At 42.7% G+C, this 21,944-nt stretch carries 18 protein-coding genes and 1 riboswitch; all 18 genes read left to right on the top strand.

Annotated features, from left to right (window positions below):
- Positions 1-88: 88 nt before the first annotated feature.
- The 18 genes from DS742_RS19670 to DS742_RS19585 all read left to right on the top strand — a co-directional run bounded on the left by DS742_RS19670 (position 89) and on the right by DS742_RS19585 (position 21,873).
- The gene (locus DS742_RS19670; RefSeq protein WP_117418673.1) at positions 89-1,612 is read left to right on the top strand and encodes a sugar ABC transporter ATP-binding protein; all 1,524 of its coding nucleotides are present in this window, start codon (positions 89-91) and stop codon (positions 1,610-1,612) included.
- Positions 1,593-2,579: an ABC transporter permease gene (locus tag DS742_RS19665; protein WP_117418672.1), complete on the top strand. Its 987-nt coding sequence runs from the start codon at positions 1,593-1,595 to the stop codon at positions 2,577-2,579. The genes DS742_RS19670 and DS742_RS19665 overlap by 20 nt, the downstream gene beginning before the upstream one ends.
- A 54-nt stretch (positions 2,580-2,633) precedes the next feature.
- Positions 2,634-3,770, top strand: coding sequence for a substrate-binding domain-containing protein (locus tag DS742_RS19660; protein ID WP_117418671.1), 1,137 nt, complete (start codon positions 2,634-2,636; stop codon positions 3,768-3,770).
- A gap of 57 nt (positions 3,771-3,827) precedes the next feature.
- On the top strand, positions 3,828-4,262 hold the full coding sequence (locus DS742_RS19655) for an RbsD/FucU family protein (protein ID WP_117418670.1): 435 nt from the start codon (positions 3,828-3,830) through the stop codon (positions 4,260-4,262).
- Positions 4,263-4,335: 73 nt separating this feature from the next.
- A complete protein-coding gene (locus tag DS742_RS19650; RefSeq protein WP_117418669.1) occupies positions 4,336-5,505 on the top strand; it encodes an aldo/keto reductase in 1,170 nt (389 codons plus the stop codon).
- 200 nt (positions 5,506-5,705) lie between these two features.
- Complete coding sequence (locus DS742_RS19645) at positions 5,706-8,345, top strand: HD domain-containing phosphohydrolase (protein ID WP_117418668.1); 2,640 nt, start codon at positions 5,706-5,708, stop codon at positions 8,343-8,345.
- Between the two features lie 36 nt (positions 8,346-8,381).
- Positions 8,382-8,489, top strand: a riboswitch (TPP riboswitch).
- A 68-nt stretch (positions 8,490-8,557) separates the two neighbouring features.
- The gene (gene thiM / locus DS742_RS19640) at positions 8,558-9,382 is read left to right on the top strand and encodes a hydroxyethylthiazole kinase (RefSeq protein WP_117418667.1); all 825 of its coding nucleotides are present in this window, start codon (positions 8,558-8,560) and stop codon (positions 9,380-9,382) included.
- A complete protein-coding gene (gene thiE, locus DS742_RS19635) occupies positions 9,369-10,007 on the top strand; it encodes a thiamine phosphate synthase (protein WP_117418666.1) in 639 nt (212 codons plus the stop codon). Before thiM ends, thiE begins: the two co-directional genes overlap by 14 nt.
- A complete protein-coding gene (gene thiD / locus DS742_RS19630; protein WP_117418665.1) occupies positions 10,004-10,786 on the top strand; it encodes a bifunctional hydroxymethylpyrimidine kinase/phosphomethylpyrimidine kinase in 783 nt (260 codons plus the stop codon). The genes thiE and thiD overlap by 4 nt, the downstream gene beginning before the upstream one ends.
- A 75-nt stretch (positions 10,787-10,861) precedes the next feature.
- On the top strand, positions 10,862-11,524 hold the full coding sequence (locus tag DS742_RS19625; protein WP_117418664.1) for a TetR/AcrR family transcriptional regulator: 663 nt from the start codon (positions 10,862-10,864) through the stop codon (positions 11,522-11,524).
- The gene (locus DS742_RS19620) at positions 11,521-12,717 is read left to right on the top strand and encodes a hypothetical protein (protein ID WP_117418663.1); all 1,197 of its coding nucleotides are present in this window, start codon (positions 11,521-11,523) and stop codon (positions 12,715-12,717) included. Before DS742_RS19625 ends, DS742_RS19620 begins: the two co-directional genes overlap by 4 nt.
- 104 nt (positions 12,718-12,821) lie before the next feature.
- The gene (locus DS742_RS19615) at positions 12,822-14,783 is read left to right on the top strand and encodes a methyl-accepting chemotaxis protein (protein ID WP_117418662.1); all 1,962 of its coding nucleotides are present in this window, start codon (positions 12,822-12,824) and stop codon (positions 14,781-14,783) included.
- Positions 14,784-14,940: 157 nt separating this feature from the next.
- Positions 14,941-15,774: an undecaprenyl-diphosphate phosphatase gene (locus DS742_RS19610; RefSeq protein WP_117418661.1), complete on the top strand. Its 834-nt coding sequence runs from the start codon at positions 14,941-14,943 to the stop codon at positions 15,772-15,774.
- Positions 15,775-15,908: 134 nt separating this feature from the next.
- Positions 15,909-17,717, top strand: coding sequence for a thiamine pyrophosphate-dependent enzyme (locus DS742_RS19605; protein WP_117418660.1), 1,809 nt, complete (start codon positions 15,909-15,911; stop codon positions 17,715-17,717).
- Positions 17,710-18,273, top strand: coding sequence for a 2-oxoacid:acceptor oxidoreductase family protein (locus tag DS742_RS19600; protein ID WP_117418659.1), 564 nt, complete (start codon positions 17,710-17,712; stop codon positions 18,271-18,273). The genes DS742_RS19605 and DS742_RS19600 overlap by 8 nt, the downstream gene beginning before the upstream one ends.
- Positions 18,270-18,743, top strand: coding sequence for a GNAT family N-acetyltransferase (locus DS742_RS19595; RefSeq protein WP_117418658.1), 474 nt, complete (start codon positions 18,270-18,272; stop codon positions 18,741-18,743). The genes DS742_RS19600 and DS742_RS19595 overlap by 4 nt, the downstream gene beginning before the upstream one ends.
- A 22-nt stretch (positions 18,744-18,765) precedes the next feature.
- A complete protein-coding gene (locus DS742_RS19590; protein WP_117418657.1) occupies positions 18,766-20,052 on the top strand; it encodes a S16 family serine protease in 1,287 nt (428 codons plus the stop codon).
- Between the two features lie 387 nt (positions 20,053-20,439).
- Positions 20,440-21,873 (top strand): radical SAM/SPASM domain-containing protein, encoded by a 1,434-nt coding sequence (locus tag DS742_RS19585; RefSeq protein WP_117418656.1) that lies wholly within the window; start codon positions 20,440-20,442, stop codon positions 21,871-21,873.
- The last annotated feature ends 71 nt before the right edge of the window (positions 21,874-21,944 follow it).

Here is a 21,944-nt window from a genome sequence, read left to right as displayed (position 1 = left end):
TATATTAGAAATTTTCAATTCCGATATAATGGAATCATGAGAACGAAGCACATGGTTCAAAACAAAAAAAGAAGCGGAGAGTGAGAATGTGGGCAGAGTTATGCTGAGAATGAAGGGAATTGACAAGTCCTTTCCTGGTGTACATGCTTTGGATCACGTGGATCTGGAGGTAGAGGCAGGAGAGGTCCATGCGCTGATGGGAGAAAACGGAGCAGGAAAATCCACTCTGATGAAAATTCTTACAGGCATCTATTCTAAGGATTCCGGTACCATTGAATTCGAGGGCCAGGAAGTGAATTTTACCACTCCGGGCAAGGCACAGGAAGCCGGAATTGCCATTGTCCATCAGGAACTGAATATGATGAATCACTTAACAGTGGCCCAGAATCTGTTTATCGGCCGGGAAATGATGAAGGGAGGATTCATCAGCGACTCCATGATGAATAAAGAAGCGCAAAAGCTGTTTCAGAGGCTGAATATTGAGATCAATCCTTCGGAGGTCATGGGGAATTTAACCGTAGGGCGGCAGCAGATGTGTGAGATAGCGAAAGCGATTTCCAGGGAAGCCAGGCTGATCGTATTTGATGAGCCGTCTGCAGCCCTTACGGAGACAGAGATTGAAGAGCTGTTTAAAATTATCCGGGATCTGCGTTCCAAAGGGATGGGGATCATCTACATATCCCACCGGATGGATGAAATTAAAGTGATTACAGACAGGGTGACTGTCATGCGTGACGGGACTTATGTGGGTACATTGACAACCAAAGACTGTACAAAGGATGACATCATCAATATGATGGTAGGCCGGGTGATTTACGAAGAGCCCAAGCAGGCTGGCAGTGTTAAAGAGGATGCTCCCGTAGTATTAAAGGTGGAACATCTAAGCGCCGGGAAAATGGTAAAGGATGTCAGCTTTGAACTGAAAAAGGGTGAAATTCTGGGCTTTTCCGGATTAATGGGAGCAGGCAGAACAGAAACGGCCAGAGCTATTTTCGGAGCGGATAAAAAAGACGGCGGAGAGATCTTCATCAATGGACGGAGAGCTGACATAAAGACGACGGAAGATGCAGTCAGTCAGGGAATCGGATATTTATCAGAGGACCGGAAGCGCTTTGGACTTGTGGTTTATAAATCCGTTGCGGAAAACTCTACCATGGCTTCCCTCTCGTCATTTATGAAAGGCTTCTTTATCGATAAGAAGAAGGAGCATCAGCAGGCAGAGCATTATGTTCATCTGTTAAATACCAGGACTCCGGGCGTAGACCAGCTGGTGGTGAATTTATCAGGAGGAAATCAGCAGAAGGTGGTTATTGCCAAATGGCTGATCAGAAACTGCGATATTCTGATTTTTGATGAACCCACAAGAGGAATAGACGTCGGAGCCAAAAGCGAGATCTATCACCTGATGAATGAGCTGGCAAAACAGGGGAAATCCATCATTATGATCTCGTCGGAGATGACTGAAATTTTGCGGATGAGTGACAGGGTCATGGTAATGTGTGAAGGACGCATCACCGATGAAATCCCAATAGAAGAGGTGTCGCAGGAGAGGATCATGGCTGCGGCTACCATGAGAAATCAGGAGGTCAGCAATGGAAAAACTGAAAAATAACCCGCTTGTTAAGGCAATAGGAACCCAGAGACTGGTGGCACTGCTGGCTCTTATCGTAATCTACGTGGCATTCGGAATCATGAATCCCAGATTTGCAACTTATAACACTATGGTAAATATATTTGATGCCTCTTATTATATAGGCTTCATGGCAATCGGTATCTGCTTTGTCATTGCAACCGGCGGGATTGATTTGTCTATCGGCACAGTGCTTACCATGTCCGGTCTGGTAGCGGGATACTTAAGCGTAAACATGGGATTTCCCATATGGCTTGTGATCATTATCTGTATTCTGATCGGAACTGCCTTCGGCGTTGCAAACGGCCTTCTGGTCGCAAAACTTGGGCTTCCGCCCTTTATCGCAACACTTGGAACCATGATGCTTTCTAAAGGAATCGGCTCCATCATCACAGGAGCCCAGTCAGTTACCTGGAAATCAGGTTCCGATCCGGAAGGGTGGTACCGCGCCATATTTAAAATTAAAACAGAGAGCGGAATCCTGATTCCAACCGGTTTTCTGTTCCTGATTGCGGCCGCAGTTATTATGGCAGTGGTAATGAACAAAACCAAAGCAGGCCGCTATATCTTATCTCTTGGAAGCAACAAAGAAGCAACCAGATTATCCGGCGTAAATGTGGATAAATATTTAATCATTGCCTATATCATCAGCGGCACCTTTGCAGGAATTGCAGGTCTAGCCTATTCTACTATTTATTCCACGCTGCTGCCGGGAGGCGGAGCCGGATTTGAGATGGATGCCATAGCAGGCGTTGTAATCGGCGGAACCTCCATGTCAGGCGGTATCGGAACCATAGCAGGAACCATGATCGGTGTATTTATTATTTCCGTATTAAAGACAGGGCTCCCATTTGTGGGACTTCAGACCCACTACCAGCAGGTAGCCACCGGTCTGGTTATCATCGTTGCTGTATTTGCAGATGTGTACCGCAACAGGAGAAAGAATTGAGCGCAGTGTAATTCGTAAGAAATTACATAAATAAAATCAGGAGGAAGCAATTAAATGAAAAAAAATGTATGGGGCGTTTTACTCACAGCAGCTATGGTGGCATCACTGACTGCCGGCTGCGCAGGCAAAGCATCAACCAATGATGCGGGAAGTACGAAAGCAGCAGAAAGCAAGAGTGAACAGGCAGGAACAGAGGCAGCTGCAAAAGGCAAGGAAGACATGACGGTTTACATGGTAGCAAAGGGCTTTCAGTCCCAGTACTGGCAGGCAGTATATAAGGGAGCACAGAAGGCGGCAGGAGAACTGGGAGTTCATCTGGAATTTCAGGGACCGGATTCAGAATCAGATATCGCCCAGCAGGTTCAGATGATGAACAATGCGGTTCAGATGAAGCCGGCAGCCATTGGACTGGCAGCGCTTGATGTTTCAGCTCTTAACGACAGCATTAAATCTTCCCAGGATGCAAAAATTCCGATTGTCGGATTTGACTCCGGTGTTCCGGATGCACCAAAGGGAGCTGTTGTTGCCAATGCAGCTACAGATAATTACAAGGCAGGAGAAGTTGCAGCTGAGAATACCTATCCCCTTATTAAAGACTTAATTGCAAAGTCATCGGCAAGTGTCCGCATCGGCGTGCTCAACCAGGATGCAACCTCTGAGTCCATTATCAGCCGTGGTCTTGGCTTTATTGACAAAATAACAGAGTTGATAAAAGCAGACGGAAAAACCGTATGCATCACCGGCAATGATAAGTTTGTAACGGACTCCAAGACAGACAAAGGCAGTACAGCAGATGTAATACTTGATGTTGCGGTTCCTGCAAAGGTAGAAGCTTCCCTGATGACTACCGATGCCCAGACTATTTTAAACAAACAGGATACCATTTGTATTTTCGCTTCCAACCAGAAGACCGGTGAAGGACTGATTACTGGTGACGAGAATTTAGGAAGATTAGGAAAAGATGTGATTGGAGTTGCATTTGACTCCGGAACCATGATTAAAGATGCAATCAAATCCGGAAAACTGGCAGGCGCTGTTACCCAGGCCCCGGTTGAAATCGGTTATCAGACCGTAAAACTGGCGGTTGCAGCTGCAAAAGGAGAATCCGTTGCAGATGCTGACACAGGAAGCCAGTGGTACAACAAAGACAATATGGACAGCAGTGAGATTTCACAGAACTTATACGATTAATTATGCAGCGCTCTCCTTTGAAAGGAGAGCGCTCTTTGAGAAAAGGAGAAAAATATTATGTTAAAAGGAATACCTTCCATTATCAGTCCCGAGTTATTAAAGATTTTATGTGAAATGGGCCATACCGATGAGCTTACCATCGGAGACGGGAATTTTCCGGGCCATACTTACGGCAAAAAAGTGATCCGTATGGATGGACACGGAGTGCCGGAAATACTGGATGCGATCTTACAGCTGTTTCCCCTTGATACCTATGTGGAACACCCGGTCACCTTGATGGGAGTGGTTCCGGGAGATGACGTAAAGACTCCGATCTGGGACAAATATAAGGAAATTGTAGCAAAGCATGATGAGAGGGGAGCTGCCTGTTTTGAAGAAATCGATAAGTGGGATTTCTACGACCGGACAAAAAATCACTCCTCTGTTGTCATTATGACAGGCGAAAGTGAACTATACGCCAATATTATCCTGAAAAAGGGAGTGGTAAAATAAAAGATTCTTCCATTGCCATGTCCTGAAAAACGAGTATAATGGGGATAGAACCCGAGAAAAGGAGGATAAATAAATGAAGTATCGGATTAATCCCAAAAATCAGGACGAACTTTCGGCACTGGGCTTTGGCTGCATGAGATTCAGCCGGGATGAAAAGGAGGTGGAGAAGCAGATCATTTATGCAATCGAGCATGGAGTCAATTATTTTGACACCGCTTATATTTATCCCAACAGCGAAGCTGTCTTAGGAAGAGTACTTTCAAACGGATACCGGGAACGTGTGAAAATTGCCTCCAAAATGCCTCCCCACACCATTAAAAAATACGAAGATTTTGACAAGGTTTTTCTAACCCAGTTAGAGAGGCTTAAAACGGATTACATTGATTATTATTTAATCCATATGCTGCCGGATACCAAAGTATGGGACCGGTTAATAAAGCTGGGTGTAAATGAATGGATCGGGGAAAAGAAAAAAAAGGGACAGATACTTAATATCGGCTTTTCCTATCACGGCGGCAGGGATGAATTTATCCGGCTGGTGGACATCTACCCATGGGAATTCTGTCTGCTTCAGTATAATTATTTAGATGAGCACAGACAGGCCGGCATAGAAGGAATCCGATATGCTTCCGGCAAGGGGCTCCCGGTAATGGTTATGGAACCTTTAAGAGGCGGAAAGCTGGTGACGAATCTGCCAAAAGAGGTGGAGTCTGTCTGGAACAACGCTCCTGTGAAGCGGTCACCGGCAGAGTGGGCATTTAAATGGCTGTGGAACCAGCCGGAAGTTACGGTTGTGCTGTCGGGAATGAATTCCATGGAGATGTTAAAGGAAAACATCCGGGTAGCATCAGAAACTGAGGTAAACGCCTTTACAGATGCTGATTTTAACCTGTTTAAACAGGTTAAGGATATTCTTGATCAGACAATTAAAGTCCCCTGCACCGGCTGCAATTACTGTATGCCATGTCCTATGGGAGTGGACATCCCAACCTGCTTTTCCTGTTATAATGACATGGAGATAGAGGGGAAATTAGCTTCCAGAGGCAAATATATCATGCAGACCAGCATTAAGAAGGAACCACGCAATGCATCTCTTTGTGTAAAATGCAGGAAGTGTGAATCCCATTGCCCCCAGCATATTAAGATCAGCGAGGAAATGACGCAGGTAGCAAAATCCATGGAAGGGATTACCTATAAACCCTTGCGGTTCCTGATTAAAAAAGTGATGAGACTTGATAAATGACCAAAAATACCGGATGCAGCATTTGCATTCGGTATTTTTGGTTACTCTATATTATAGTCTGAGCAGCCGGCGGTAATCCCGTTCTGTTTCAATGAATCATAAATTTTTATGACAGGCAACTTTAATTCAGCTTGACAACCTGACGATAATATAATTAAAATATTTGAAAGAATACTGGAATGGTTTGACAGATAAATGGTATGAATCAGAATACATATGATAGAGGTGATGGTATGCTTAGCCATATACGAATGAAGATGCTTCTGATGGTTATTCCGGTATTATGTGCGGTCATCATGCTGAGTTATAGTGCAAGTGTACGAACAGCAAAGAGGATCATTGATCATGAAACCAGTGACAGAATCTCTGCAGAAAAGGAAATACAGAAAAATATTATAGAAAAAAATATGAACGATGCTGCTGAAATATCACGGGTACTGGCAGTGTTTGCGGAGCATGGGTACAAAGATCATCCCCCTGATTATTACATTCATATTTTAGAACCGGTTGTCAGAAACAATCCGTTTATTTTGGGAGCCGGATTCTGGTTTGAGCCTTATGTGTATAACCAGTCCCAAAAATATATGGGCCCTTATGTGTACAGGGACGGTGACCGGATTATACCTACTTTCGATTACAGCAGCTCTGATTACGATTATTTTTCCCAGGATTACTACACTCTTGCAAAAAAGACGGATAAGACTGTCTGGACCGATATGTACTATGACCAGACCAGCAATTTGTATATGATTACCTGTTCCCAACCTGTTACAGACGAAAACGGAACATATATCGGCTGCGTAACTGTGGATGTAGGTCTGTCCTCCATGCAGAAATTTGTTTCTGATTACATTGCCAGTTTTGGCGGTACGACCTATATTATTAACAGGGAAGGAACCTATCTTGCTGCGGAGAACGAAGCCGTGGTAAAGGCAAAAGGCAGCGTATACGATTCAGAAAATCAGTCCTTTCTTGCAGCTGTTACTGAAATCATTTCCAATGAGAATGGAAGTACTTCCTATTATCATAATAAACAAAAGATCAGCCTGTATTATAAAAATCTCAATGATCTGGGCTGGAAAATTGTCTTTGAGATTCCGGAGAACTCCATTAACCGGCCTTTACGTCAGCTGTCAGACACATTCATATGGATATTCGGACTTTCACTGCTGTTTATGTCACTCACAGTTTTTATTCTCACGGACAGAATTATTGACCGTCCGGTAAGCGCTATTTTAAGTGAAATAAAAAGCATTGGAGAACGCCGTTTCGACCAGGAAGTAAGCAGTGAACTGGTAACAAGATCAGATGAATTCGGATTAATAGGAAAGTCTCTTGAAGAAATGAAGCAGCAGATAAAACAGAACAGTGAAAAGCTGGAGCAGTCCCTGAGTGAAAATGTAGATTCCCAGAAACAGCTGATCCGGCAGAATCAGGTCTTAACCGAGCGGGAGACCCAGATGTATCACAGTCTGAAATATGCGAATTCCCTTATGGAAGCCATTCCGGACACGGTATTCGTCATTTCCAAAGAAGGGGTATTTCTTGACTGCATCGGGGATACGGATCATTTGTTTTTTAAAAAGGATGAGTTTATCGGTAAAAATATAAAAGATGTGATGCCCCGCCGTATCGCGGCAAAGGGGAGGGAACTGATCAGCCAGGTTTTTCTCACTGGAGAGAACCAGAAGATTGAATATGAATGGAAAAGCGGCAAGGCCACGGAATATCATGAACTCAGGATTGTAAAATGGTTTGATGACAAAGTCATAGCAATTGCCAGAAATATAACGGAAACTCATAACTATATCAGGGAAATTGAAGAAATCAGTTATCATGATCAGGTGACCGGACTGCATAACAGAAGGTATTTTGACAAAAAGGCGAAAGAACTGAACCAGGAAGGGAATTATCCGATGAGCGTTATTTTTTCCGATCTCAACGGATTAAAGATGGTGAATGACTCCTTTGGCCACGAATACGGAGATTTTATGCTGAAACGGTTTGCTGAAATACTGGCGGATTCGGAAAAGGAAGGGGAATTGATCAGCCGTGTAGGCGGAGATGAGTTTGCTATTATTTTAAAAAAGACTGAGAAAGCGGAGACAGAACAGTACATTCGGGAATTAAAAGAAAAATGTGCGGGCGAGACCATCAATGGAATCGAGCTGTCAGTTTCATTCGGCTATTGCATTATAACGGATTCCGGTTTATCCGTTCAGAATGCTGTAAAGCTGGCAGAAGATGAGATGTATCAGAACAAATTATATGAGGCTTACAGCAGAAGAAGCAAAACCCTGGAGATTATATTAAACACCCTTCATGAAAAGAATCCAAGAGAGGAACAGCATTCCCAGAGGGTAGCAGATCTTTGCGAAACAATGGCAAGACAGATGGGGATGTCTGACAGTGATATTAAGAAGATTAAGGCAGCCGGGCTGCTTCACGACATCGGAAAAATCGGAATTCAGGAAGCGCTGCTGAATAAACCTGGTATTTTAACAGAGGATGAATATCAGGAGATCCGCAAGCATTCAGAAATCGGATACCGCATATTAAACACCTCCCCCAATATGTCGGAGATCGCAGAGATCGTTTTATGCCACCATGAGCGGTGGGATGGGAAGGGGTATCCAAAGGGAAGAAGCAAAACAGATATACCTCTGTTTGCAAGAATCATATCCATTGCCGATGCCTACGATGCCATGACAAGTGACAGAAGCTACCGGAGAGCAATGCCGGTATCTTATGCAAGAAATGAACTGATCCGGGGGGCAGGAAAGCAGTTTGATCCGGAGCTGGTTGATTTTTTTGTCAATCATGTAATCAGATTGAATTGACTTCGGATGTCTGCTGTGTTAAAATCGAGAAAAATCAATATAGTTTTGGGGAGCTGGTGACCCGGCTGAGAGGAAGTTAAGAACTTCGACCCGTTTAACCTGATTTGGGTAATGCCAACGTAGGGACAGCCACTCTTACTGAATATCATGAGATATGTCTTTCTTGGCATATCTCATTTTTTTCCCTCAAAACCAGGAAAAGGAGTAAGAAAATGTTTGAACAAATCATTACAAATGTAAGAAACAATGTGCCACTGGTTCATGCAATCACAAACTATGTGACTGTAAATGACTGCGCCAACATCATACTGGCTAGCGGAGGATCGCCGATTATGGCGGATGACATCAATGAGGTCCGTGACATCACTGCTATTTCCTCCGCTCTGGTGCTCAATATGGGAACTCTTAATGAGAGGACGGCTGCGTCCATGACTGCAGCAGGAAAAACAGCAAATAAATGCGGCCTGCCTGTTGTTTTGGATCCTGTGGGAGCCGGGGCATCAGCATATCGGAATAAAACAGCATTTCAGCTTTTGGAAGAGATAACGTTTTCCGTGATTAAAGGTAATATATCTGAAATTAAATTTCTGGCTGCAGGAGAAGGGAGAACCTCGGGAGTAGATGCCTGTGAAGCGGATAAAGTGACAGAGGACAATTTAAAAAGCGTGGCAGACTTTGCAAAAGCGTTTTCAAAAAAAACCGGTTCCGTCATTGTGATTACCGGTGCCATTGATCTGGTGGCGGATAAGGACCATGTGTTTGCAATCAGAAACGGCCATTCCATGATGAGTAAAATCACTGGGACGGGCTGTATGCTTTCTGCTGTTGCCGGAAGCTTTGTTGGTGCCAATCCCGGTGATATATTTCACGCATCTGCAGCAGCCGTATGCGGGATGGGAGTATGCGGGGAACTGGCATATAAAAGACTGTGTGAACTTCATGGAGGCACCGGTACATACCGTATGCTTTTGATTGATGAAATGAGCAGACTGGATGAAAAAATGCTGGAAGAAGGTGCAAAGTATGAATGTATCTAAAGAAAACATGCTTTTGTATGTGGTCACTGACCGGACGTGGCTTGGCAGCGGCAGGCTTCATGAGCAGGTGGAGGAAATCCTGGAATCAGGAGCAACCTTTATCCAGCTGAGGGAAAAAAATCTTGATTTTGACAGCTTTGTAGCCGAAGGCAAGGAGATTAGAAGAATTACATCAAAGTATAAAATCCCCTTTGTGATCAATGACAATATAAAAGTTGCCCTGGCTGTGGGAGCAGACGGGGTTCATGTAGGACAGAAGGACTTAGAGGCAAAAAAATGCAGGGAACTGATCGGAGAGGACAAGATACTTGGAGTATCCGCCCAGACAAAAGAACAGGCACTTCTGGCTGAAAAAAACGGTGCAGATTATATCGGGGTTGGAGCAGTCTTTGAAACTTCTACGAAAACCGATGCCAGACCTGTTTCCTTTGAGACTCTGAAAGAAATCTGCAGCTCTGTATCCATTCCGGTAATTGCCATAGGAGGAATTAATGAGGATAATATCGTAAAGCTGAAAGGGAGTAATATTGACGGAGTAGCCGTGATTTCCGCAGTATTTGCCGCCCGGGATAAGAAAAGGGCAGTGAAGTCCCTTTTATCGCTGGCAAAGGAGGTGGTTTTATGAAAAAGGTTTTGACAATTGCGGGCTCCGACTGCAGCGGCGGCGCCGGTATTCAGGCAGATTTAAAGACAATGACTGCCCACAAGGTATATGGAATGAGTGTAATAACGGCGCTGACCGCCCAGAATACCACAGGTGTTACATCAATTATGGATGTGACACCTGAATTTGCAGGACAGCAGATGGATTGTATTTTTACAGATATTATTCCGGATGCGGTGAAAATCGGAATGGTTTCAAACAGCGGGATTATAGAGACGATTGTGGGAAAGTTAACAGAATACAACGTGAAAAATCTGGTAGTTGATCCTGTTATGGTATCAACCAGCGGCTCGAAACTGCTTTCTGAAAAGGCAATGGATGTGCTTGTTACGAAACTGCTGCCTATGGCCCTTCTTGTCACACCGAATATTCCGGAAGCGGAGGCACTTTGGAATATGAAAATCGGCAGCAAACGCGACATGGAAAAAGCTGCGGAGGCAATTTTTCAAAAGCTGAACTGTGCAGTCCTGATAAAAGGCGGCCATTTAACAGAGAGTTCCGATGATCTTTTGTATACAGAAGAAAAAATGATATGGATAACAGGCAGACGTATTGACAATCCCAATACGCATGGGACCGGATGCACCCTGTCTTCTGCCATTGCCTGCAGCCTTGCAAATGGCTGTTCCCTGGAACAGAGCGTAAAGAATGCCAAAGCGTATATTACAGGAGCTTTAAATGACCAGTTAAATATCGGTAAGGGCAGCGGCCCGTTAAATCATATGTGGGGATTGACATAATCTGTAAACTGTTATAGTATTAAGTAAACTGCAAGTTTACTTTTGCAAATAACGGAATTACAGGAGGAACAGCAATTGGGAGCAGAAGAACGAAAGCGACTGGAGAAAGAAATTAAGAGAAAGGATATCATTGATGCAGCTGAGAAAGTTTTCTTTGCAAACGGTTATGAGAATTCCTCCATGGATGCCGTTGCAAAGAAAGCGGAATTCAGCAAACGAACTGTTTATGTGTATTTTAACAGCAAAGAACAGATCTATTTTGAAATTATGATCAGAGGTTACAGAAAGCTTCTCAAGATGCTGGAAGAAGGGTTTGAAAAAGAAAAACCAGCAAGTGCACTGGAAGAGCTTCGCTGTATTTTTTACACCTTATTTTCCTTCCGTGAAAAATATGAAGACTACTTTAAGGCAATTATGGAGTATGAGACAAAGGATGAAGGCAATCAGGAGGGAGTCAGCGGGGATTCCAGAGAAGAGTGTTACCGTCTGGGTGAAGAAGTTCTTTTTTATCTTACTGAAGCGTTAAGAAAAGGAAAGAATGACGGAAGCCTTAAAAGTGATATGGACTGTGAGAAAACCGCATTGATTTTATGGTCATTTACCATAGGAGCCTTTCATGCAGGCCGCAGGAAAAAGGATTATCTGGAGAATTATCACCATATTACCGTGGAGGAATTCTTAGAAGAGTGCTTTAAGCTTTTACTCCGGCTTGTTACCGGAAAGGAGCGTGGGGTATGAAAACCAGGACAGGCAGGAAAAATCTTTTTAAGATCTTTAAAAGCGCTGCCGGTTTGATCTTATTGATTATGTTTGGATTATTCATTCTTGGCGGAGGATTTATGAAGCAGTCTTATTTAGAACCATGGGATAAAAATTATGCAGCAAAGTATACAGATCCACGAATTCGGCTGGCAGCCGCCGGACTCCTTGCTGCAAACAACCATAATATGCAGCCGTGGAAAGTGAAGCTGGATAAAGCTGATCCCATGGTATTTTACTTATATGCAGACAGCTTAAGGACCACAAAAGAGGTGGATCCCCTTTACCGGCAGATGATGATCACTCAGGGAACGTTTTTAGAATATGTCAGAGTTGCAGGAGAAAAAGAAGGATTTCATGCGGATATCGCGGTTTTTCCAGAGGGTGAGTATGAGGAAGGAGATCTTTTAAGCAGCATGGATAAAAAACCGGTTGCAAAGATCACACTTTCACCCGCTAAGCCGGAAGAAAGTCCTTTTTATAACGGGATGTTTCTGGCAGATACAAACCGGGGAAATTATAAGAAGAAAGCCCCTGATTCTTTACAGATTTCAAAGCTTACCAAACTGCCGGATGAGAACGGGCTGTCTATAAAATTCTATACAGGAAAAGCTGATCTGTATAAAATTGGGAACTATGTCATGGAAAGCGCAAAGACCGAGGCCGGAGTAACCAGGGTTATGGACGAATCCAATGGAATATTCCGTGCAAATGAAAGAGAGAAGAACAAATACCGTTGGGGGTATTCCGTTGAAGGACAGGGAGCTTCCGGTATCAGACGGTATCTGCTGCAGGGATTAATCACCTTGTTTCCTTCAATAAATGAAGGAAAGGGTGCATCCCAAAACTTTATTCATTATACCAAAACAGCCGTTGACCATACACCCGCCTATGCTGTCATAACCACAAGCGGTAACAGCCGGACAGACCAGGTGCTAAGCGGTATGCTTTACAGCAGGATGATTCTTACCGGACATACCCTTGGTCTTGCCATGCAGCCGTTGAGTCAGGTGCTGGAAGAATATCCGGAGATGAAACAGCCATATGATGATTTCAGATACGATTACGCAGGCCAGGGCCAGACCATACAGATGCTGCTGCGAATAGGAGAACCGGAGACATCAGCCCCAAATTCCATGAGGCGGGACGTGCTCAGTCTGATCGTGGAATAATTTGTAAAATTTAGTCGAATTTTGAAATAAATATTTGTAAAATTACTGATTCCAATGTATAATATTTATTATATTCAAAGATTACGACAAGGGGATATCTGCATATGAAGACGATTAAAGGTAAACTGTTTTTTGTTATTTTTCTTTTGTTATTTGTAACCTCAGCCGTCAATGTAATTACAGGAATCAGTGCCAGTTATTACAGCATAACGGAAAATACGAAAAGTGACATGAATGCAATGGGAGAAATTGCAGATACTGCATTGGCGGCAGAGATCAGCCTGTTAAAAGAACAGGCACAAAGTCTTGCCAGTCAGCTGGGTGAAGTGAAGTCGGGTGATTTGAATAAAAAGCTTAATTCCATGGATTCAGCGTTAAAAAATACAAAGTTTAAAACGTTTGCGGTTGCCGGTCCGGATGGGAAGTTATCCAGTACGGATAAAACTCTGGATGGACAGGATTTTTCAGCAAAACGTTTTTTCACAGACAGTTTAAATGGGAAAACCACTATTTCCTCTACGGAAGCGTTGGACAATCAGATGGTATTTTACGTATGTTCCCCCTTGCCCTCTGGTTCCGGTGTGGTAATCGGTGTTTTAGACAGTCTTTATTTCAGCAGGATTATTGAAAATATTGTAATTGGAAAGACGGGCAACGTATTTATGCTGGACAGCACAGGTACCTTCGTTGCCAATAAACGTCCAAATCTGGTTGAGGAAAGACAAAATTTTATAGAAAAGGCAAAAACAGATCCTTCCCTGGTAAATGCATCAAAAGTCTATAATAAAATGATAAAAGGGGAAAAGGGAGTAGACCGGTATGAATATGAGACAGGAGCCAGAATCTGTGCATATGGTCCGGTGAGCAATTCCGACGGCTGGTCCTATGGAGTGGTAGCACCTGTTAAGGAAATGACCGCTTCTATCATTTATACCATTATCCTGCTGCTGGTTTCATCCGGCATTTTAATTATAATCGGCATAATCGCAAGCGTTACCCTGGCCAACAGTTTGTCAAACCCCATAAAGAAAATAACCGGACGGATGGAACTTCTGGCAAACGGAGATCTGGAAAGTGAAGTTCATATACATAACAGTAAGGATGAAATCGGCATTTTAACAAGAAGTATTGCTGATATGATAAGTTCCCTTAAATCCTATATTAAGGAAATAGCCTATATTTTACAGCAGGTTTCTGCCGGCAACCTAAACGTGCAGTCTGATGTGGAATACAAAGGTGAATTTATTGAAATACAGACATCGTTAAACCAGATCACGGATCAGTTAAATAGGGCATTCAGAGAAATCATAGTTTCCGCCAGAGAAGTAAACAGCAGTTCAGAGCAGGTGGCGGAATCATCCCAGCAGTTATCGCAGGGAGCCACAAGGCAGGCCAGTTCTGTTGAAGAAATAGCGGCTACCATCTCTGATATCTCCCATCACATCAGTTCCAATGCCGCAAATGCTGAAAAAGCCGGAGCAATGTCCCTGCAGGCAGTGAATCAGGTGAGCAGCGGGCAGCAGGAGATGGAAAAACTGGTGAAGGCAATGAATGAGATCAGTGAAACTTCAACCGAAATCGGAAAAATCATTAAAGTTGTGGAAGATATTGCTTTTCAGACCAATATTCTTGCTCTGAATGCAGCTGTGGAGGCTGCCAGAGTGGGCGAGGCCGGAAAAGGATTTGCAGTAGTGGCAGATGAAGTGCGGAATCTGGCAGGAAAAAGTGCAGATGCAGCCAGGGATACGGCGGCTCTGATTGAAAAATCCATTGAGGCCGTGAAAAATGGAAATGATATTGCCTTAGAAACTTCACATTCCCTGGAACAGATTGTAAAGAGTACACAGGAGGTTTCCGTATTAATAAATGAGATATCAGGCAGTTCCTCAGAACAGTCCGATGCAGTTTCCCAATTAAAGATCGGCATAGAGCAGGTTTCCGGAGTGGTACAGTCCAATGCTGCCACTGCAGAGGAAAGTGCCGCGTATGCCCAGGAGTTGTCCGGACAGTCCTTAATTATGACAAATCTGGTTTCCAAATTTGAGTTGGCAAAGGAGAACAAATAAAAAGATCAAAAAAGCCGTTAAAGTGTGGTTTTAAGCCCATGACACCATTCGTGTCACGGGCTTTTTTTCTTTGTTACGGCAGGTGTCTTGCATATTTGTGCATAATAGAGGATTATAAGAAAGAAATAAAAAATATAAAAGCAGGAGGAATTATTAGATGGCTTCAATTTTAGCAGAATTTTTAAAGGTTGTTTTTTTAGGAATTGTGGAAGGAATTACGGAATGGCTGCCGATCAGCAGTACCGGCCATATGCTCCTTGTGGATCAGTTTTTACAGATCAATGCCAGTGAGAGCTTCAAGGAAATGTTTTTTGTTATAATTCAGCTGGGAGCAATTTTCGCTGTAGTGATTTTGTTTTGGAATAAGATGTTTCCTTTCCAGTGGAGTGATAAAAACAGGCCTTTTCTTATAAAAGAAACGTTTCTTATCTGGATAAAAGTAGTGATTGCATGTGTGCCGGGAGCAATTGTAACAATCCTTTTCGATGATTATATCGATGCCCGGTTTCAGACTCCCGGTGTTATCGCAGCAGCCCTGATTTTTTATGGAGCGGCCTTTATACTGATTGAAAACTGGAATAAAAAACGCATACCTGCCGTAACAAAAATAGCAGATATTAATTACAGGACCGCATTTATCATTGGGTTATTTCAGGTGCTTTCCATTATTCCCGGCACTTCACGTTCCGGTGCAACCATAATCGGTGCGCTGCTCGTTGGAATTTCCCGCACAACTGCGGCTGAATTTACATTTTTCATGGCAGTACCTGTAATGTTTGGTTTAAGTGCCATAAAAATATTGAAATTTGGCCTGTCATTTACAGGGGAGGAACTCTTTATTCTGGTGTCCGGCATGGCGGTCGCGTTTGCCGTTTCATTACTGGTTATAAAATTACTGATGAGTTATATAAAGAAACACGATTTTAAAGTATTTGGCTGGTACCGCATAATCCTTGGTATTCTGGTTTTTCTTTATTTTTCAGTAAGATAAGACTTTGTAACAGAATGACAAATAAACGGTTTGAACACCTAGTTATTCACTAAAAGTGGTAAAGGATAATGGGGTGTTGTATTTTAGAATATATCGGTCTGGGAAGTCAATAAAAATGGAGGAAAGGTACAGGCATGCAAAAGGAACTTATGATGGGAAACCACGCAATCGCTTTGGCAGCAATTGATGCCGGAGTTACATTTGTCAGCGGATATCCCGGGACTCCGGCAACTGAAGTGGTTGAAACTGTTTTTAAAAATAAAACGGATGATATTTATGTTGAATGGTCAGTGAATGAAAAGGTGGCTCTGGAAGCAGCAGCAGGGGCGGCATATTCCGGCTGCCGGTGTATTGTTGCCATGAAGCAGGTAGGTCTGAATGCCTGTTCCGATCCTGCTATGAATTTGTCTTACATAGGTGTCAGGGGGGCGCTGGTGATCGTAGTTGCAGATGATCCTGGTCCTGTTTCTTCCCAAACAGAGCAGGATACAAGAAACTTTGCCCTTTATTCAAAGCTTCCGCTATTTGATCCATCTTCGCCGGAAGAAGCATATACGATGACACAAATGGCTATTGAAATCTCAGAAAAATACAGTACACCGGTCATTTTACGGCCCACCACCAGGGTATGCCATAGTTATGCCGGAGTAAGCAGAAATAAAATTCCCCTGGTACCAGTGAAAAAAGGTTTTGAAAAAGATAATAAATGGGTATGCTTTCCTGCTCTGTCCTATTTGAATCACCTGAAAGTGGAAAAAAGATTTGCTGATCTGATGAAAGAATTTGAATCTCTTCCGTACAGCAGGCAGTATGGGACGGGGAGCACCCTTATTCTTGCTTCCGGTGTCAACTGTGCTTATGTAAAAGAGGCAGTCCAATTTCTGAATTTGCAGGAAGACCAATATATTTTCCTGCAGGCAGCAACCATTCCCCTGCCGGAATCCGGAATTATTTCTCTGTTGGACAAAATAGACAGAATCGTTGTGATTGAAGAACTGGATGCAGTGATAGAACGTCAGATATACTATTTGTATGGAAAAACAGGATTAACGGCTCCCGTAATCTATGGAAAAATGTCCGGAGATATTAAGACAGCAGGAGAAAATACGGTTGATGAGATCATTCTTCTTTTACAGAGAGTATTTGAAATTCCAAAACTTGTTGAAAACCACCCTGATGCCCGGGAACCTGCTGCAGGAAAGAAGGCAGTTTTGTGTGCAGGCTGTCCTCACAGAGCGGCCTTTTATACAGTCAAGCAGGCAATGAAAGACCAGAGGGCAGTATTCTGCGGTGATATTGGATGTTACACACTGGGGAAATCAGAGCCGCTTAACATGGTGGATACCTGTTTATGCATGGGGGCAGGGATTACAATTGGTCTCGGAATACAAAAAGCCAATCCAGACGATACGGTTTTTTCATTTATTGGTGATTCCACATTTTTTCATTCAGGATTACAGGGGGTTTTAAATGGAATTTATAACAATGGGAAATTGACCATAATTATCCTGGATAATCGTTCTACTGCCATGACCGGCGGACAACCCACGCCGGAAACAGGCTCGGTTTCCTGCCAGTCTCCCCAGGTTGTAAAAATAGAACAGGTTCTGGCTGGACTCGGCGTCTCTGAAATTTCCATAATATCTCCTTATGCTCTGAATGAAGGTATAGAAATTGTAAGAAAAACGGCGGTCTTAGACGGAATTAAGGCAATTATATTCCGGGCGCCCTGTAAAAAGAAGGAGACTGTAAAAAAACAGGTAAAGATAGAAGAATCCATTTGCAATGGATGCGGAATTTGTATTAAGGAAATAGGCTGTCCGGCAATGACCTTAAACAATGGGCTTATACAAATTGATGAAACGGACTGTAATGGCTGCGGCCTGTGCACCATGGTGTGTAAACGGCAGGCTATCCTGCAGATAGGAGGAAGATATGAATGAATTTATCATAGCAGGCACCGGTGGGCAGGGAGTCATCACATGTTCAAGGCTGATTCTGGAAACAGCTATGGAAAAAGGGCTGGAAGTGCGGAGTGCGGAAACCATAGGGATGGCACAAAGAGGCGGGAGCGTAATGAGCCACGTGCGGATTGGAGAACAAATCCACAGTCCGTTTATTCCTGTTGGGAAGGCAGACGAAGTAATCTCCATGGATCTGGCCGAAGCTGTGCGTAATCAGAGATATTTAAAGGGTTCAGGGATAGCACAGGCGCCAGATGATTCTGAAAGAGCGGCTCTTCTGTCTGAGAACAGGATCAGATCTGATATTAGTCTTAATTGTTATGATCTGGAAAACCAGTGGAAGAAAAACGGGATTAAGAGGAATACCAATATTATTATGCTGGGGATTGTTTTTTCCGGCGGCAGACATCTTATTTCTGAGAAAGATATAGAGAAAATACTGATAAAGCGGTACTCCGGCGAGATCCGGAAAAAAATGCTGGAAGCTCTGGCGCTTGGGGCAGAGCTTTCCAGGAAAGGAAAGAGAATAACATGATGGATGTTCTATTTAGAAAAGCAGAAATGTCAGATATTAAACAGCTTGTTTCCATGCGTATTGCTTATTTAATTGAGGATTTAGGAGAAGAAGCAGTGTATCAGGCCCGTAATTTAGAACAGGAGCTGACGGCTTTTTTCCATACCCACCTAAATGAAGATATGGATGCTTTTGTAGCAGAGTACAACGGAGAAATCATATCAACCAGCTTTACGGCTTATTATTTCCGCCTTCCCCACCCCGATTTTTTAAAAGGGACTGCGGGAGTTCCCATTAACGGGTATACAAAGCCTGAATTTCGGAAAATGGGGCTGGCAGGCTCTCTGTTAAAAATGTCTGCAGAATACGCAAAGAAGAAGGGGATCGAACTGCTCAATATGGAAGTGACAAAAAAAGGTCTTCCGGTAAGTAAAGAAATCGGATTCCGAGAGATAAATTATACACCGGTTCAGATGATATTAAAGGAATAATGCTTATGGAGTGGATTAAATTATGATACGGGAAGACAACATGGCAGGTATGAGCTGGGGGGAAGGGATTTTTGAGTATTTAAAATTGTGTCATGCATTAGGGGCTGAAAGAGGAGAAAATTATTTTTTGGGTATGAACGGTCCGGCAGGAATCGGAAAAAAGGAATTACTGAGGCGTATTTGTATTGATTTAGACCGGGAATTTATAGGGGTAGATTATTCAGATTTTATTGAAAATCATGCATTTCATGATATGTGCAGGGATAAAAGCCTTGTATTATTTTATATAGGCAATACACCTCTTAACAATGGCAGTTATCAAAATGAAGTGGAAAAATTTATAGAAATAATTAACTCCATGAAAAATACAGCCAATGTTATTTTTGTATTTTCATCGACGGCAATTCTTGGAACCAATACAGCGATGAGTGCCTGTTTCCGTGTGTTTTTGTATGGCTCTTTATCTGTGTCAGAAAAGCTTTCCTATGCAAGAACACTCATTGAACAATACCAGAAAAAGTGGAGTTTAGAGAATGTTTATCTGCCGGATCATTCGGTAGAAATTCTCATCAAGCATTATACAAAAGAAGCCGGGATAAATTATCTATCCGTGCTGATCAGAAATTTATATGAAACCATCCATTATGAGGGCGGTAATGACAGGGAAAAAGAAATAACAATTACAAATAAGATGATTTTCCGCATGATCGGAAGCGGCTGCTATGTATTTGATGAGCAGATCAGAAAAAAATCTCTTCAGGGAATTGGCATTGCATGGACGAGATGGGGAGGAACTCTCCTGCCAATCGAAATGGCGGTCATAAAGGGAGAAGGCAATATTCGATTTTCCGGCAATATTGGAAATCTCATGAAAGAATCCGTTCAGGTGGTATTTACATATTTAAAGGCAAATTTTAGAAACTGGAAAATACCTCCCGGTTTTTTTATGAAACATGATTTTTACATCAATATTTATGAACAGGAATTATATAAGGACGGTGCATCGGCCGGTCTGGCTTTTTTGGTAAAAGTTATCTGCGTCATTAGAAACATAAGGTTTCTGCAGCCAATTGCATTTTCAGGAGAAATTTCTTTAGAAGGCAGGGTGCTGCGGGTAGGCGGGTTAAAAGAAAAACTGTGCGCTGTTCAGGAACACGAGATTCAAAAAGTTGTTTTGCCTAAGCAGGCCTGGCCGGAATACCAATTGCTTCCTGAAGATTTAAGAAACTGGCTATCGGTAGACTTTATTGACGATGTCAAAGAGCTTGAGGGAATCATTCTGCATGAAATGGACCGGTCATCTAAATAAACGTTGTGGATACCGAGATATCCGCATTGTGTTGAATTAAGACGGGTATTTGATATCATATTATCAACAATTAAGTAACAAGTCAGGTGCTTAATTGTAAAAATAAAATGACTCATTGAAAAGCAAAAAAAAATTATCATTCCCATGGCAGAAATGGGTATTTCTGCTGAAGGGTTCCAGTCAGGAGGTGAGAGCAATGACAAAAGTAAACACAGAGGAATATAAGAACATAGATCCTAACGTTAATAGCGGTTGTGATTCAGGTGCTGTTGCATGTATTTAATTGACTCAGGTTCCTACATAGATATGCATGCTTGACAATGGTCATTTTAGTGGCGGCGGAGCGGCTAATCAGCCGTTCTGCCTGTAAAAAGGCAGGAGGGAAATATGGGAGATACTTTAACGGCAGTAAAAAAAGATAAGTTTTTTATTGATACCTATCATTTTTCACATAATGGCATGAATATTCTGTTGGATGTGAATAACTCCAATTTTTATTCAGTAGAAAAGATATACTGTGATGTTGCGGATTACCTTGGTAATTCCAAAACGACTGCAGACGAAATTCTGGAAAAATATGAGGCTGCAGAAGTTCAAAAGGTACTGGAAGATTTTGAATCCTTTGGTTTCCTCTGTGATGAGGAGCCGGATTACGAAAAAATAGAAATCGAACGGGACAAGGAAGTCATTAATCTGGTCATGAATGTTTCTCACAACTGCAATTTAAGATGTAAGTATTGTTTTGCAGCAACCGGCAGTTATAATGGCGAACGTGATCTTATGAGCAGGGAGATGGCTGACAAAACCCTGGACTGGTTTTTAAATCAGGCCAAACAGTCAAAAGTACTTAATTTAAACTTATTTGGCGGAGAACCGTTAACCAATATTCCGCTTGTCAAGTATATTGTTAACCGGTGCCAGGATCTTGAAAAAGAATATGACAAAAAGATATTTATCACAATCAGTACCAATGGAACAATTCTAAATGAGGAACTGGTGCAGCTGATCAAGGATCATGACATCGGACTGCAGATCAGCATCGACGGGGATAAAGAGATTCACGATGCGAACCGGCCTGCAGCCAATGGGAAAAGTTCCTATGACATGCTGGCGGAGAATGTGGAAATTCTTTTAAAAGAAGTGGATCCGGCCGGGCTGATTCCAAGGGCGACAGTCGCCAAGGGCGTTACGGATGTACCGAGAATTGTGAATCATATGCTTGATGACATGCATTTTAAATGTGTGGCCCTCACTCCGGCACTGGGTTCCTATGAGGAAACATCATACAGACAGGAAGATTTAGATGATTATTTTAAAAGATATGACGAATTGGCGGAAACCTTCCTGGAAAAGCTCAGAAGTGGTGAAGAGTACAATATTTACCCGTTTGTTTCAGAAGTAGATGCAGTAAGCAAAGGAATCAGAAGAGTTTACGGCTGCGGTTCCGGCCTGGGTTTTGCCAGCGTGGATATTAAAGGAAATATTTATCCCTGCATGCGCTTTATTGGAAATAATGATTATATCATTGGTCATGTAGAAGATGGATTTAATGAGAAGCGGCAGATGTTCTTTGACAGAACTGTATACAACCGTACAGAATGTAAGAATTGCTGGGCAAAGCACTTATGCGGAGGAGCATGTGTGGCTGTTCAGGTAGAATGCGGAGAACCTCTTGAATCCTATAATCCCCTGGTCTGCCAGGTGGCAAAACGTATGGCTGAACTGGCCATGTATGCCAGCTCGGTTATTGCAAAAGAGAATCTGAATTTTGATATGCGTAAATTAACGGTTAATGATTTCATTCGCAGAAGATTCAGCTAAAAATAGAATGAGTATTTTCGTATGTACCGGCAGCATTACGAAAATACTCATTTTTTGTATCTCGGTACAAT

The sequence above is a fragment of the Lacrimispora amygdalina genome, assembly GCF_003432035.1.
Taxonomy (GTDB): domain Bacteria; phylum Bacillota; class Clostridia; order Lachnospirales; family Lachnospiraceae; genus Lacrimispora; species Lacrimispora amygdalina.
Note: the sequence above shows the minus strand (reverse complement) of the source record. Positions and strands in the feature narration are given on the sequence as shown.

What these genes read in the sequence shown, in the direction of transcription:
- DS742_RS19660 (WP_117418671.1), top strand. Translation starts at nt 2,634, where the DNA reads ATGAAAAAAAATGTATGGGGCGTTTTACTCACAGCAGCTATGGTGGCA.
- DS742_RS19665 (WP_117418672.1), top strand. Translation starts at nt 1,593, where the DNA reads ATGGAAAAACTGAAAAATAACCCGCTTGTTAAGGCAATAGGAACCCAG.
- DS742_RS19600 (WP_117418659.1), top strand. Translation starts at nt 17,710, where the DNA reads ATGAATGAATTTATCATAGCAGGCACCGGTGGGCAGGGAGTCATCACA.
- thiE (WP_117418666.1), top strand. Translation starts at nt 9,369, where the DNA reads ATGAATGTATCTAAAGAAAACATGCTTTTGTATGTGGTCACTGACCGG.
- DS742_RS19650 (WP_117418669.1), top strand. Translation starts at nt 4,336, where the DNA reads ATGAAGTATCGGATTAATCCCAAAAATCAGGACGAACTTTCGGCACTG.
- DS742_RS19595 (WP_117418658.1), top strand. Translation starts at nt 18,270, where the DNA reads ATGATGGATGTTCTATTTAGAAAAGCAGAAATGTCAGATATTAAACAG.
- DS742_RS19645 (WP_117418668.1), top strand. Translation starts at nt 5,706, where the DNA reads ATGAATCAGAATACATATGATAGAGGTGATGGTATGCTTAGCCATATA.
- DS742_RS19605 (WP_117418660.1), top strand. Translation starts at nt 15,909, where the DNA reads ATGCAAAAGGAACTTATGATGGGAAACCACGCAATCGCTTTGGCAGCA.
- DS742_RS19610 (WP_117418661.1), top strand. Translation starts at nt 14,941, where the DNA reads ATGGCTTCAATTTTAGCAGAATTTTTAAAGGTTGTTTTTTTAGGAATT.
- DS742_RS19590 (WP_117418657.1), top strand. Translation starts at nt 18,766, where the DNA reads ATGATACGGGAAGACAACATGGCAGGTATGAGCTGGGGGGAAGGGATT.
- thiM (WP_117418667.1), top strand. Translation starts at nt 8,558, where the DNA reads ATGTTTGAACAAATCATTACAAATGTAAGAAACAATGTGCCACTGGTT.
- DS742_RS19620 (WP_117418663.1), top strand. Translation starts at nt 11,521, where the DNA reads ATGAAAACCAGGACAGGCAGGAAAAATCTTTTTAAGATCTTTAAAAGC.
- DS742_RS19615 (WP_117418662.1), top strand. Translation starts at nt 12,822, where the DNA reads ATGAAGACGATTAAAGGTAAACTGTTTTTTGTTATTTTTCTTTTGTTA.
- DS742_RS19655 (WP_117418670.1), top strand. Translation starts at nt 3,828, where the DNA reads ATGTTAAAAGGAATACCTTCCATTATCAGTCCCGAGTTATTAAAGATT.
- thiD (WP_117418665.1), top strand. Translation starts at nt 10,004, where the DNA reads ATGAAAAAGGTTTTGACAATTGCGGGCTCCGACTGCAGCGGCGGCGCC.
- DS742_RS19585 (WP_117418656.1), top strand. Translation starts at nt 20,440, where the DNA reads ATGGGAGATACTTTAACGGCAGTAAAAAAAGATAAGTTTTTTATTGAT.